This is a genomic window from Pseudaminobacter salicylatoxidans, assembly GCF_003148475.1.
Classification (GTDB): Bacteria; Pseudomonadota; Alphaproteobacteria; order Rhizobiales; family Rhizobiaceae; genus Pseudaminobacter; species Pseudaminobacter salicylatoxidans.
Genome location: NZ_QGGG01000020.1, coordinates 55,061 through 67,653 on the forward strand (window position 1 = coordinate 55,061; position 12,593 = coordinate 67,653).

A 12,593-nucleotide genomic window follows, 5' to 3' on the forward strand; every position below is an offset into this window, starting at 1 on the left:
TTGCAAGTCCTGCTTGCCACAAGGGATGCGGTCGAAACCGACCTGACCACCTCCGACCAGTTCGACGCGTGCCCGCCGGTGGCGAGCACGCGTCCTTTGGACTTACTTCTTCGGAGTGATCTCAGCCGGCAGGTAACGCGAAATTTCCATGCCTGCCGCGACCTGGCACATGCTTGGCTTCGTCCAGTTCTTCTTCATGATCTTCTCCCGTTTATCGTCCCACAGAATGGGGCGATCACCCATGAGTGAGCCATCGCGCTGGCACCTTTTTGCAATGGCTCGTCCATCGCTAAATGGACAAACGAATGAACACTTCCTGAAAATGCAGTAAAAACAATATGCTGAAAATTCTTGCCTGAAAGATCGAGCAGAGAATGCGTCATGGCGCCACCTGTGGCCGCCGTTCTTCGAGCGGCAATCCCGCGCGCTCCCAGCCATCGGCACCGGGAGGATACCAGAGAACCGATTTATAGCCCCATTCAACGGCGCGCCTGGCTGCGTTCCACGACATCCAGCAATCGGTCATGCAATAGAAAAGTATGCTTTTAGAGTCATCATTTCCAGTATATTTGACGAGGGCGTCGCGGAAATATTTCGCCTGTTCCTTGTTGAGGGCACCGTAGCCGACATTGGCCAGCCAGATGCTGTCGGGAATGTCCTTTCGCGTCGGGTCGCGCCAGATCGTGCCGGCGGGCAGGTCGGCAGGTTTCAGCGGCGCGGGCATGACGTCGAGGAAAATGGCCTGCTTCTCACGCCAAAGCGCCTCCGCCTCGCTGGTCGTCACCACGCGCGCGCCGCGCAGCGTAGCGGGCACCGGGGCGCGGTAGTCGTCCATGCGATAGCCGGACGGCTCGGGCACGCCGCCGGCGAGAGCCGGCAAAGGCATGGATGCCAGAAGGCTGGTGGCAAGCAACACGACCGTCTCCACTTTCGTCATCGTCTCAGGCGTCCGCCTTGTGCCGCCGGCAGGTTTGCCGGGCAGATCCCCACTCCTATTGCGTGATCAGATTGTCGTGTTCATCGAGCAGCGGCACCCCATAGGAGAGCAGCAGTTTGTTGATCTCGGACTGGTTTTCCTGAATGAACCTGTTGAGGGAGCGCTTCCACTCCTGATCGGAGGGCCGCACGGCCATGGTGATGCGGTAGTTCATGCGGGAGCCGACCTTTTCCTTGAGCAGAGGCACGACGACGAGGTCGGAATTCGCCTGCTTTGCGAAATAGCCGCCCATCGGTCCCCACAGAACCGCCGCATCGATCTCGTCGTTGACGAGGTCGCGGATCATCAGTTCACCCATGGTCGGCGAAGAGCGGGTATCAACCATCAGGGGATAGTCCTTGGCGTTTTGCATCAGCTTCGCCGCTGCCATGTTGGAGGCAGGCGGCGTGCCACCGACGACGCCGATCTTCTTGTCCTTGAGGCGCGGATCCTCGATGGTTTCGACACCATCCAGCCCCGCACCCTTCTTGTAGACCAGCACATAGGTCGAGCGGTAATAGGGATTGGTGCTCTGCACCAGCTCACCGCCCAGCGGATAGCCCAGGATGATATCGCAGCGGTTGGCGCCCAGCGTGTTGCGCACGAAGCCCGTGGCCATCGGGAACCAGGTGTAGCGCACGGACTTGCGCCCCAGCTTGGCGGCGATCATATCCGCAAGCTTGTTCTCGAAACCCTCGCCGTTCTGGTTGGTGAAGGGCATGTTCGCCGGATCGGCGCAGACGCGCAGCACTTCGGGATCGACGAGTTCTCCGGCGGCGCCCAGCCCTGCGGTTTGCGCCATGCCCGAGACGGGCAGGGCGAGCGACAACGCCAGCGCTGCGGCAATCCGTCGGAATATCGCTGTTGTTCTACCAGCAGGCATGATCAGCCACCCATGCACTGGTTTTCGTAGTCCTTGGCCGCCTGTGGCTTGTCTTCCTTCTTGGCAGGCCTGCCGCGCGGCAGATCGCCAACGGCCCTGGCACGAAGATAGATGTAGAGATCGTCCATGTAGCAATAGACGTTCTTGTTGTCGCCAAAGGCCGGCATGACCTTTTCATTGCCGTTGCCTACGTCCTTGCGCCCTTCGGCGACGATCGACATGAATGTACCATAATCCATGGTTTTCAGCGAATCGACGAGGGCGGGGGCATAGGTCGAGCCGACCCCATCGGGGCCGTGGCAGACATGGCAGTCCGAATTGAACCGCCGGAAGCCGCTGAATGTGTACCAGTCCACCGTTCCGTCGGGCTGGATCTTGAAGGTCGGATTGCCATCCGCATCGAAATATTTTCCGTTCTGCTCAGAGGCAACGGCCGCTTTTTCCTTGGAATCCTTGAAGTCCTGGGCCAAGGCGCTGCTTGTTGCGGTGAGAAGAGAGAGGAAGGCAAGGGAAGACACTGCGAAGCGGAAGGACATGCGGTACCTCAGATTTTTGGCGTCTGTCGCAAGCGGTCGTGTGTGACGAAGGGGTCCAGTTCGAAGCACGAACGCGGCCGCCGAACTGCATCATCGAGAGCCCGGAGCGTTTCGCCCAGGCTCTCGATCATGTCCTGCATCGGCAGCGCCGACACAGCTTTGGGGCAATACCCGCGCTTAGTCCGGCAGGCCGAAAACGGTCAGTTGGCCGCCAAGCGTGGTATATTCAGCCAGACCGGCATAGCCGCCCACGGCGCCGAGGCCCGCGGTGTTCACGGCCTGATCAGCCGTGCCCTGGGCGCGGCCCTGATCGACGGCGCCGTGCCAGGCTTCGGCGTTTTCAGGCGACAGCAGTCCGCCAGCCAGACCGATGCCGGCCCAGCCGCCAACACCCGAATAGACCGCGATATACTGCTTGCCCTTGTGCTCGAAGGTGGTGACGTTGCCGATAATGCCGGACGGCGTCTTGAACTTGTAGAGTTCCTTGCCGTTCTTATCGACCGCCTTCAGATAGCCTTCGAGCGTGCCGTAGAACACGACGTCGCCGGCTGTCGAAAGCGCGCCAGACCATACCGAGAACTGCTCAGGCTTCGACCAGACGATCTCACCCTTGGCAGCGTCCCAGGCGATGAACTTGCCCATATGGCCATCGGGGCCGGGATACATCGACACGGTGGCGCCCACATAGGGCTGACCGGCGGTGTAGCTTACCCGATAAGGCTCATAGTCCATGCAGACATGGTTGGTCGGCACATAGAACAAGCCGTCCTTGGGCGAGTAGGTCGCAGGCTGCTGGTCCTTCGTGCCAAGCGCCGCCGGGCAGATGCCGGTGGTGTTGACGTCTTCGCCATTGGCCTGGGTCGAGTATTTGGGATCGACCTGCGGACGACCATACTGATCGCTCTTGGGGTCCATATTGACCTCGGTCGCCCAGTTCACGGCAGGATCGTACTTCTTGGCCACGAGCAGTTCGCCGGTTTCGCGATCGAGCGTATAGGCAAAGCCGTTGCGGTCGAAGTGCACGAGAACGTTGTGCTTCTTGCCGTTCACCTCCATGTCGTCGACGAGGATCATCTCGTTGACGCCGTCATAGTCCCACTCATCATGCGGGGTCATCTGGTAGACCCATTTGGCCATGCCGGTATCGGCATCGCGTGCATAGATGGTCATCGACCAGCGATTGTCGCCCGGCCGTTGCACGGGGTTCCAGGTGGAGGGGTTGCCGGAGCCGTAATAGACCAGGTTGAGCTTCGGATCGTAGGAGAACCAGCCCCACGTGCCGCCGCCACCGGTCTTCCATTGCTCGCCTTCCCAGGTTTTCAGGCTGGAATCGGCGCCAACGGGCTTGCCGAGCTCGGTTGTCTTTTGCGGATCGACGAGCATGTCGGCATCCGAACCCATCGAATAGGCGCGCCAAGCTCGTGAACCGTCCTTCAGGTTATAGGCCGTGACGTGGCCGCGGACACCGAATTCGCCGCCCGAAATGCCGACGATCACCTTGTCTCCGATGACAATGGGCGCATTGGTTCCGGATTCACCCTTACCGCCATTGGTCTCATCGCCGTTCTTGGCTTGCCAGACCATCTTGCCGGTCTTGGCGTCGAGCGCGGTTATGGTCGTGTCGGCCTGGTTGAGGATGAGCTTGCCATCACCATAGGCCACGCCGCGGTTGACGGTGTCGCAGCACATGATCGGAATGACGTTCGGATCCTGCTTGGGCTCGTATTTCCAAAGGATCTTGCCGTCATTGTTGAGGTCGAGCGCGTAGACGATATTCGGGAACGGCGTGGTGATGTACATCACGTCGCCGATCACGAGCGGCCCGCCTTCATGGCCGCGTAGAACGCCGGTGGAGAACATCCATTTGACCTGGAGGTTCTTCACATTCTCCGCGGTGATCTGTTTCAGCTTGGAATAACGGTGGTTGGCGTAGTCGCCGGTTGGCATCGCCCAGTTTGCGGGGTTGGAAGCAAGCTTTTCCAACTCCTCATTCGCCTGCGCTCCATAGACCGCGGCGCCTGTGAGCAACGCAGCAGCAAATGGAAGGCAGGCGGCTTTCATGATTACACGCATTGAAATCCTCCCAGGTTTCACATCAGGATCTCGGCGTTTGCCCATAAGGCTACCAAGCAATCCGTAAAGCGGGGAAGTATTTCCGGCAGCGTGTCACGACATAAGCTGGATGCGCGGAGGGCACCATTACCGCCCACCTCACTTTGCCTACGAAAGACGTTCACCGCTCCCTAATTCACGGTGATGTCCTTGAAGCCGGAAACAGGGAAAGGCTATGACACAAGATGGGGCAAGGCAAGAAGAAACACCCCTCAAGATTGTGCATTGCAGCATTATTATGTTGCATCGCATTATAACTTGCATTAAATATACTTAGTAATGATAATATAATTTCATAAAATTCATCCCATATTATATAATTATTCATTTCATATGGGCATATATAATTTGATTTTCGATTTTATATTTTTCTTCGATTGTTCTTGGATTTGTAGAAAAGTATCTAAAATAACTTAAATTTACCAAAGTAGTCTTTTGGTTTTGAGAATAGCCTCGTTTTTGGCGCATGGCGACGTGGAAAGCCGAGGCGTAGCGGCACACTGAACGGGCAGGCGGAGACTTCCTCCTTTGGTCCTATACGGTGCGGTTCTGTCTTCTCCCAAGGCGCGTTGAACTGGACAATCGCTGCTGGCGGCGTAACCCTTTGCCCGAGGGCTGCCAATTGCTCACCGAGCCTTGTTGGAGGATCGACTATGTTTTCGAGATTGCCAGTTGCATTGGCCGCCGGCCTGATCGTCGCAAGCGCCTGTCCGTCGCGCGCGGCAGGCGACTACCCCACCACGGCGCTGGCCGATTATGTGCTGGGTTGCATGAAGTCCAATGGCGAGACCCAGGAGATGCTGCAGCGCTGTTCCTGCTCCATCGACGTCATCGCCTCCATCATGCCCTATGACGACTATGTGGCGGCCGAAACCTTCAAACGCATGTCGCTTACCACAGGCGAGAAGTCCACGCTCTTCAAGGAAAGCGCGCCGGCCAAGGCTTCCGCCGCCGAATTGCGCCGCGCGCAGGCGGAAGCGGACGTTCGCTGCTTCTGAGATTCAGGCGAGCAAAACGGAACCGCGCCTGACGACATTTTCTCGTATCGTCGTCAGGCCTTTTGTTTGAGCATGATTTTTTCCAAAACCGCTGACGCGGCCCTTCGGTTCGGGATCATGCCTACAGGCCGGCGGTTTGCACCGGCCATTGATCCTGGAACTTGTTACCCTTGGTATCGACGGCCTCAACATGGATCGGGCTGTTGCCGGCTGGCTTGTAGTCGAAGCGGAAGTTCGGGTCCTCGGAGATCGAGATGCCGCTTTCCATGCTGAATATTTCCCTGTCGCCCTGCTTCACGGAAAGCTCATGGATGAACAGCGGCGGGATGAAATATTGCGTCAGCGGATCGCGCTGTAGCCCGGAATTGTTCGGATGGCGGATCATCAGTTGCAGTTCGGGGGCCTTGCCGTCGGTCGATTCCTGCTGCGCGAACTGGCGCAGCTTCATCTGCCCCATCGTGGCCTTGGCCTCGTCCTGGTTCTTCACCGCCGGTGCCGAGCAGCCGCCCGACGCCTTCACGAAGGTTTCGGCCATGTAGAGTTGGCCGTCCGGCGTTTCGGCTATGGCGCGCACAAAGGAATAATCGTTGACGCGCACGCGCGTCGACAGATGCGTCACGCCCGATTTCTCTCCGAACTTGAAGGTTGCCGCCACTGGTGAGGGATTGACGTCGATGATCAGCGTCAGGGCCTTCAGGCCGTCCGGCGCCTTGGCCGGATCGATGTGGATGTCGACCGGCACGAGCGCCGCATCCTGCGCGCGCTTGGGCGCTTCGATGCTGACCAGGCCCGCGCTTTCCTGGATCGGCTTGTTGCTGAAGACGTCGGTCTTCAGGCTGTTCCAGAGCTCGTTGGCTGGTGCGTTCGCATCTTCGGCGCAAGCCAGTGGCGCGACCGCGAACGATGCCGCCGTGGCGAGGAGTGTCGCGATGGCCGTGGTGCGCAGGCCGGCTTTCAGCCGTCGGATAGTGTCAGAAGAATTTCGCATATGTGCCTCCACCGGGTCGAGTAAGGTGGTGCCAAGCCAGAGCGGATAGTAGTCCTCCCCCACAGGCTTGGCAAATCATTCCCACTCCAGTTCCGCATAGGCCGCCGTGGCGTTGCGGCCGTTGAAATCGTCGAAGAGCGACCAGTCGTCACGGGCGTCCTGTCCCGCCGTTTTCACCGCCTCGCTCAGCGGAATGCCGGCCGCAATCGCCTTGCGCAGATCGGCGGCCAGCGCCTCGAAATAACGCTCCTGCGGCTGCAACGCGTCCGGCCACCGGGCAGAAGCCGGGCCGTGGCCCGGCACGACGCGATCGGCTTCGACTGCGGCCAGTTCCTTCATCTGGCGCATCCAGCCAAGCAGCGAGCCGTCGATCGTCGGGAGGTGGCCGAGGAAAACCAGATCGCCGGCAAACAGCGTTTTCGTGGTCGTATCATAGGCGGTCAGGTCGTTGTCGGTATGAGCCGGCTTCCATGCGCGCAGCATGATCTTGCGGCCGCCAAGGTCGAGTTCGAGGCGCTCGTCCACCAGCATCGACGGCGGTATGATCTCTATGCCCTTCATCAGTTCGTCGCCGAGCTGCTCGCGATAGCTTTGCAGATAGAAGTCGCTGCGCGCCTCCAGCGCCCGCGGCAAGTTGTGGTGCCCGACGATGATCGCCCCGGCGTCGCGGAACACGGCATTGCCGAAAATATGATCCGGATGCATGTGCGTGTTGACGAGATAGCGGATCGGCCTGTCGGTGATCTCACGTATGGCGGCCAGGAAAGCTTGCGCCTCCACGATGCTTCCGCCGCTGTCGATGATGGCGGCGGCCTCGTTGCCGACGATCAGGCCGAGATTGCAAATGGCGCCCTCATTGGCCGGGCTCATCAATTCATAGGCGCCTGAAAAGGCATGGACGCCATCGGCGATTTCGATCAGCTTCATCTCGCGGCCGGCGGCCATTGCGCGCGTCCAGCTTCCGCGGCAGCAGGGCGCGAAAGCGGCACCGGCTCCAATGCAGGCGAAGCCTTTCACGATCTGGCGGCGTGTGGGCGAAATCCTCATGGCTGGCCGAGTTCCCCGCGCATGATGCCTGGAAATTTTTGCCGGAAGGAGCGGGCAAGATCGCTCATAACCTGCGGGCTGCGGCTTTCGCGGGGGATGCGAATATCGAAATAGCCCTGCACATGCGCCGGACGCGCCGAAAGCAGGATGATGCGATCGGACAGCATCAGCGCCTCGCGCACATTGTGGGTCACCATCAGGGCCGTGGTCGGGCGGGCCGACCAGACCGCAAGCACCAGATAGCGCAACCGCTCGGCCGTCTGTTCGTCGAGCGAGACGAAGGGCTCGTCGAGAAACAGCATCGCCGGCTCGATGGCGAAGGCGCGGGCGACCGCGACCCGCCGCGCCAGCCCCAGCGACAGTTCCGACGGGTAGAGCGAACGCATCTGCGACAGGCCAAGGCTGTCGAACAGCGGCGTCAGGTCGGTGTCGCGCATGTCCTTCGGCAGAGCCAGCCGGACATTCTGCTCCACCGTGCGCCAGGGCAGCAGGATGGGTTCCTGAAACACGGCGGCGATGCGGCTACTTTCGTTGCGCGGCAACTGGAAGGAGCCGGTGAAATCGGTGTCGAGGCCGAGCAGGATGCGCAAGGTGGTGGTCTTGCCGCAGCCGGACGGGCCGACCAGGCAGGCGAATTCGTCCCGCCGCACCTCGAAAGCCAGATCCTTCAGCGCCGTCATCGACACGCCTTCCGAGGAGCGGAACGTCTTTTCGGCGATGTCCACCCTAAGCGGGGCGGCGGCGCCAACGGGTTGCATATCGTTCAAAGGGCTGCACCAGAAGAAGCTCGATGAGAAGCATCACCGCCACGAAAGCCAGCGTGTAGGCCAGGATCGCGGCGACGTCGAAAAGCTGGAAATAAAGGTGGATCTGGAAACCGACGCCATTGGATCGGCCAAGCAGTTCCACCACCAGCACGATCTTCCAGATCAACGCGATGCCGGAGCGCGCGGCGGCGGCGAAATAGGGCTGCAGTTGCGGCAGCAGGACGTGGCGCAGCCGGTCGAGCGTGCTGAAGCGATAGACGGAGGCCATCTCGCCAAAGCGCGGATCGAGCGCGCGCGCACCCTCGCGCATCGTCACCACGACGGTCGGTATCTTGTTCACGGCCACCGCTCCTATGGCCGCCACCTCGTTGAGCCCGAACCAGATATAGGCGAGCACGATGATGACCAGCGCCGGGATGTTCAGGAAGAGGATGACCCAGGCGTTGAAAAACCGGTCGGCGCGCCTGTACATGCCCAGCAATATGCCGATCGCCGAGCCGATTGCCATGGCAAGCACGAAGGCCGCCACGACGCGCGCGAGCGTGATGGCCAGATTGTAGGGCAGTTCGCCGTTCACCGTGTCCTTGACCAGCACGGTCCAGACCTGATGCGGCGTGGGAAAGGCCCGGCTCGGCCAGACCGTTGCCGCGACATGCCACAGCAGATAGAGCCCGACGAGCGAGGCGATGACCGTGAGCGCGGGGGTGATCGAAGCAAGCAGGCTGCGCGCCGTCGCGTGATTTGCCCGAAAATCGTGCGGGGCCGGGGTGCCGGGCTGTCGGAGGTTCATTTCGGCATCCCTTCCCAGAAGGTGCCGGGCGCCATTTCGGGGGATTGCCCCACCAGGCGCTGGCCGCCGACCTGTGCCAGAACGAGGTAGAGTTTCGCCGCATCCGCTTCTTCTTCGGCAACCGGACGGGTCGGGATGCCTTCGCGATAGCGGTCACGCAGCTTTTCCAGCTCCGTTCCTTCCGCCTTGACGATGGGCGCGAGGCGCAGCCACTCGGCATCGGACGTGGCAAGAAGCTTCTTGGCCTGCGCGGAGGCGCGCGCGAAACCCTCTATCGCCTGCGGGTTAGCGCGCGCCCAGTCTTCGTGGAAGACATAGCCGAGTGCCGACACAGGGCCTTTCGCGCCAAGGGCCATTGCGGCATCGTTGGTGCCGATGAGGCGGCGAAAGCCGCGAGCCTCGAGGCGGGCGCAGAAATGCCAGAAATTGAGCACGGCATCGAGCTCGCCCTGCATGGCCTTTTCGGAAATGAGCGGCGGTGCGCCAAAGACGATGTCGTTCTGCGCGGCAAGGTCGATGCCATGGTCGCGCTGGCAGAAAGCCTGCAACAAGAGCCAGCTCTTGTCGATCGGCCCGCCGGCCACGCCGATCTTCCTGCCGGTCAGGTCGGTGACGGCCCGGATCGGCGAGGCTTCCTTGACCATGATCGCGCCGACGGCGGAGGAATAGGGGATCAGCGTGATGTCCTCGCCGGCAGCGCGCTGCCGCGACACCCAAAGCCAGTCGGTGACGATGATGTCGAGGTCGCCCGCGAGCATGGCCACATTGGTCGCGTCCTCGCCGGCGAAATAGGTGATGTCGAGTTCGACGCCGTTTTCGCGATCGAAGCCATGATGCGTGATCGTGTCCAGTTCCCAGCTTACCGTGCCGAATTTGAGAACGCCGATGCGGGCTTTTGCGGCGGCAGATGCGTGGAGGGGGATGAACGGAGCAAGTGAAAGCGTTGCGCCCGTCAGCCGGATGAACCGGCGTCGAGAAACACGTCGCCAATTCTCACGATCATCCCGCCGCATCGCCAGCCGTCCTCAGATCGACTTTTCCATGTCGGGGAAGGCGCATCGCCAGCGCGTCACCTTCAGCTTGGGGTGTTGCTCCACCCATTTCGCAATCTCGGGAGGCGCCAGGAACATGCACTGGTTGAGCGAGCCCTGGCTTTCGAAATAGAGGTGTTCGTCATGGCAATGAGTCGGATTGGCGGAAAGGCAAACCGTCAAGACGAGATCAACCATACCCATGTCAGCACCTCTCGCGTCGCAACGCGTCAATTGAACGCGCTCATCGTGTCGACAGCGGCCGCGCCGGCGGCCATTGTGTGCATTTCCCGAGGTGCCGTCGGGAAAGTCGTGGAAAAAGGCTACGCGTTCACCGAAACCACGTCAACAAGGCTGCCGGAATGGATGTTTTCCAAAGTCATTTGAGGCTTTGAGCCGCACCTTCGTACGATTGACAACGCGCGGGCGAGGTCTAGCTTTCCGGACGCGGTCGCCGCCTTCGCAATGAATGGCCGACGTTCGTGCCCGCCCCGCTTGGGCAGATTCGATAAATTGTAAGTGTAATCGTCCAGGGCATCTAGACGATCAAAGAGGAAACGCCATGCGCTCCATCGTATTTTTGCTAGCCATTTCCGCTGCCGGTTTTCTGACATCCAATGCTCAGGCACAGGACGCGGCCGCCGGCGAGAAGGTTTTCAACCGCTGCAAGGCCTGCCATGTCGCCGACAAGGATGAAAACCGGGTCGGTCCGTCACTGATGAATGTCATCGGTCGCACCGCCGGCACCCACCCGAACTACCAGTACTCGCCGGCGATGGTCGAAGCCGGCAAGAATGGCACGGTCTGGAACGACGAGACACTTGAGCATTATCTGCGCAATCCCAAGGCTATGATCAAAGGCACCAAGATGGCCTTTGCAGGCCTGAAGAACGACAAGGATATCGTCAACGTCGTCGCCTATCTGGAGCAGTTCTCCAAGAAATAGAACGCATTGCGACAACGAACTCCCGGATCGTTTCCGGGAGTTCGAACTTCGTTCAAACCGCTGTCAGGCAACCTCGCGAAGCGCTTGCAAGGCGGCAGGCAGTTCCAGCAGGCTGTTGCACACGAGGTCTGCGCCAAGCTCCTCCACCGGCACTTGCGTATAGCCGCCGCGCACCAGTACGGCGGGCAGGCCGGCGGCGCGCGCCGAGCCGACATCGGCCTTGCTGTCGCCCACCATGATGGCATCGCCGGCATCCACCCTCAGCTTTTCGAGAGCCAGCAGCAGCAAATCCGGCGCGGGTTTCTTGTGGCTTACCGCATCGCCGCCGACGATGGCGCCCAGCATGTCGACCAGACCGAAATGGAGCAGCACTTCGCGCGCCGCCCGTTGCGGCTTGTTGGTCGCGACCGCCAAGGCGATGCCCATCATATGGAACTGCGCCAGCGCCTCGCGCGCGCCGGGCATAAGGCGGCTGCGCCCGGTAAGGTGGCGCAGATAGATCGGCGTCATCTCGTCAACCGCTTCCTCCAGCGCCTTGCCCACCAGCGGCGTGCCGGAGGCGGCGAAGGCCCGTTCGACCAGCCTGGGCATGCCGTCGCCCACCATGGCGGTGACTTTTTCAACGCTGAAGGGCGGCAGACGGTGCGCGGCCAGCAATTCGTTGACCGCTGCGGTGATGTCGGGCGCTGAGTCGATCAGCGTGCCGTCGAGGTCGAACAGGATCGCCTTGGGCATCGAGGCGAGGGGGATGGCACGGCTTGCGGTCATGCGGCTTCCTTCCATTTGATCGAGCAGCCGATGGAGGCGATCTGGTCGAGTGGGCCTTCTCCGGTGCGGGCCACCTGGGTCATCGCTTCATAAAGGTCGCGGCGCAGGTCGGCGGGACCTGCCTCCTTGCGCGAAGCGTCGAGACGGCCGCGATATTGCAGTTTCAGCTCCTTGTTGAAACCGAAGAAATCCGGCGTGCAGGCCGCACCATAGGCGCGTGCCAGCGATTGCTCTTCATCATAGAGATAGGGAAAGCCGAAGTGGTGGGCGGCGGCGAACAGCCTCATATTCTGGAAGGAATCTTCCGGGTAGGCCCCGGCGTCGTTGGAACTGACGGCCACGAAGCCGACGCCTTCGGCTTTCATATCCCCAGCATCGCGCACGATGCGCGAAATGACCGCTTTCACATAGGGGCAGTGGTTGCAGATGAAGGCAACGACGATGCCGTTCGGACCGGCCTGACCGAAGATGGAATGCTGCTTTCCATCCACGCCCGGAAGGGTCGCGTCGATGGCAGGCCAGCCAAAATCGCAAATGGGTGGAATGGCTGCCATGTCGTCTTTACCTCGATTGTGTTGCGGTATCAGGCTGCCTTGCGCAAAGCCCCGTCGCCGGCCGCGCGTATAGCGGCGATGTTCCTGGCATAGGCGTCCGGTGTGCCGCCCTTGAACACGGCCGAGCCCGCCACCAGCACATTGGCGCCGGCGGCCGTGACCAGCGGCGCGGTTTCGGGCGTGACGCCGCCGTCGAT

Annotated in this window: 17 protein-coding genes and 1 pseudogene; 3 read left to right on the top strand and 15 right to left on the bottom strand. The window is 60.9% G+C overall.

The genetic code is table 11. The features are described 5' to 3' along the window. Positions 1-102 precede the first annotated feature (102 nt). From C7441_RS21190 to C7441_RS21210, 6 genes are all read right to left on the bottom strand, one after another. Complete coding sequence (locus C7441_RS21190; RefSeq protein WP_106725802.1) at positions 103-198, bottom strand: pyrroloquinoline quinone precursor peptide PqqA; 96 nt, start codon at positions 196-198, stop codon at positions 103-105. Further along, positions 195-383, bottom strand: a complete 189-nt coding sequence (locus C7441_RS23880; protein WP_146201542.1) for a hypothetical protein — start codon at positions 381-383, stop codon at positions 195-197. Before C7441_RS23880 ends, C7441_RS21190 begins: the two co-directional genes overlap by 4 nt. Further along, positions 380-937: a PQQ-dependent catabolism-associated CXXCW motif protein gene (locus tag C7441_RS21195; protein WP_109614570.1), complete on the bottom strand. Its 558-nt coding sequence runs from the start codon at positions 935-937 to the stop codon at positions 380-382. The genes C7441_RS23880 and C7441_RS21195 overlap by 4 nt, the downstream gene beginning before the upstream one ends. Before the next feature lie 55 nt (positions 938-992). Continuing rightward, positions 993-1,859 (bottom strand): substrate-binding domain-containing protein, encoded by an 867-nt coding sequence (locus C7441_RS21200; RefSeq protein ID WP_170125217.1) that lies wholly within the window; start codon positions 1,857-1,859, stop codon positions 993-995. 2 nt (positions 1,860-1,861) lie between these two features. Beyond that, complete coding sequence (locus C7441_RS21205) at positions 1,862-2,395, bottom strand: c-type cytochrome, methanol metabolism-related (protein ID WP_019171285.1); 534 nt, start codon at positions 2,393-2,395, stop codon at positions 1,862-1,864. A gap of 177 nt (positions 2,396-2,572) precedes the next feature. Continuing rightward, entirely contained in the window at positions 2,573-4,342 is a 1,770-nt protein-coding gene (locus tag C7441_RS21210; protein ID WP_425326604.1) for a methanol/ethanol family PQQ-dependent dehydrogenase, read from the bottom strand. Positions 4,343-5,160: 818 nt separating this feature from the next. Between C7441_RS21210 and C7441_RS21215 the strand changes: the two genes are divergently transcribed. Then, complete coding sequence (locus C7441_RS21215; protein ID WP_040692537.1) at positions 5,161-5,505, top strand: hypothetical protein; 345 nt, start codon at positions 5,161-5,163, stop codon at positions 5,503-5,505. A 121-nt stretch (positions 5,506-5,626) separates the two neighbouring features. Here the strand turns inward: C7441_RS21215 and C7441_RS21220 are convergent, their stop codons facing one another. From C7441_RS21220 to C7441_RS21245, 6 genes are all read right to left on the bottom strand, one after another. Continuing rightward, entirely contained in the window at positions 5,627-6,493 is an 867-nt protein-coding gene (locus C7441_RS21220; RefSeq protein ID WP_244916218.1) for a quinoprotein dehydrogenase-associated SoxYZ-like carrier, read from the bottom strand. Positions 6,494-6,568: 75 nt separating this feature from the next. Further along, complete coding sequence (locus tag C7441_RS21225) at positions 6,569-7,540, bottom strand: quinoprotein relay system zinc metallohydrolase 2 (protein WP_109614574.1); 972 nt, start codon at positions 7,538-7,540, stop codon at positions 6,569-6,571. Further along, entirely contained in the window at positions 7,537-8,298 is a 762-nt protein-coding gene (locus C7441_RS21230) for an ABC transporter ATP-binding protein (RefSeq protein ID WP_109614575.1), read from the bottom strand. The genes C7441_RS21225 and C7441_RS21230 overlap by 4 nt, the downstream gene beginning before the upstream one ends. Beyond that, on the bottom strand, positions 8,267-9,097 hold the full coding sequence (locus tag C7441_RS21235; RefSeq protein ID WP_109614576.1) for an ABC transporter permease: 831 nt from the start codon (positions 9,095-9,097) through the stop codon (positions 8,267-8,269). Before C7441_RS21235 ends, C7441_RS21230 begins: the two co-directional genes overlap by 32 nt. Next, positions 9,094-10,110, bottom strand: a complete 1,017-nt coding sequence (locus C7441_RS21240) for an ABC transporter substrate-binding protein (protein WP_109614577.1) — start codon at positions 10,108-10,110, stop codon at positions 9,094-9,096. The genes C7441_RS21235 and C7441_RS21240 overlap by 4 nt, the downstream gene beginning before the upstream one ends. 12 nt (positions 10,111-10,122) lie before the next feature. Next, positions 10,123-10,332, bottom strand: coding sequence for a hypothetical protein (locus C7441_RS21245; protein WP_019171292.1), 210 nt, complete (start codon positions 10,330-10,332; stop codon positions 10,123-10,125). Between the two features lie 30 nt (positions 10,333-10,362). Between C7441_RS21245 and C7441_RS24180 the strand changes: the two genes are divergently transcribed. Then, on the top strand, positions 10,363-10,515 hold the full coding sequence (locus C7441_RS24180; RefSeq protein ID WP_170125218.1) for a hypothetical protein: 153 nt from the start codon (positions 10,363-10,365) through the stop codon (positions 10,513-10,515). Positions 10,516-10,690: 175 nt separating this feature from the next. Beyond that, on the top strand, positions 10,691-11,074 hold the full coding sequence (locus tag C7441_RS21250; protein ID WP_109614578.1) for a c-type cytochrome: 384 nt from the start codon (positions 10,691-10,693) through the stop codon (positions 11,072-11,074). A gap of 63 nt (positions 11,075-11,137) precedes the next feature. On the opposite strand, the gene gph is transcribed toward C7441_RS21250, so the two are convergent. From gph to C7441_RS21265, 3 genes and pseudogenes are all read right to left on the bottom strand, one after another. Beyond that, positions 11,138-11,842, bottom strand: coding sequence for a phosphoglycolate phosphatase (gph, locus tag C7441_RS21255; RefSeq protein WP_109614581.1), 705 nt, complete (start codon positions 11,840-11,842; stop codon positions 11,138-11,140). Continuing rightward, positions 11,839-12,396: a thioredoxin family protein gene (locus C7441_RS21260; protein ID WP_109614579.1), complete on the bottom strand. Its 558-nt coding sequence runs from the start codon at positions 12,394-12,396 to the stop codon at positions 11,839-11,841. Before C7441_RS21260 ends, gph begins: the two co-directional genes overlap by 4 nt. Positions 12,397-12,425: 29 nt before the next feature. Further along, a pseudogene (locus tag C7441_RS21265) lies at positions 12,426-12,593 on the bottom strand (ribulose-phosphate 3-epimerase); the annotation flags it as partial.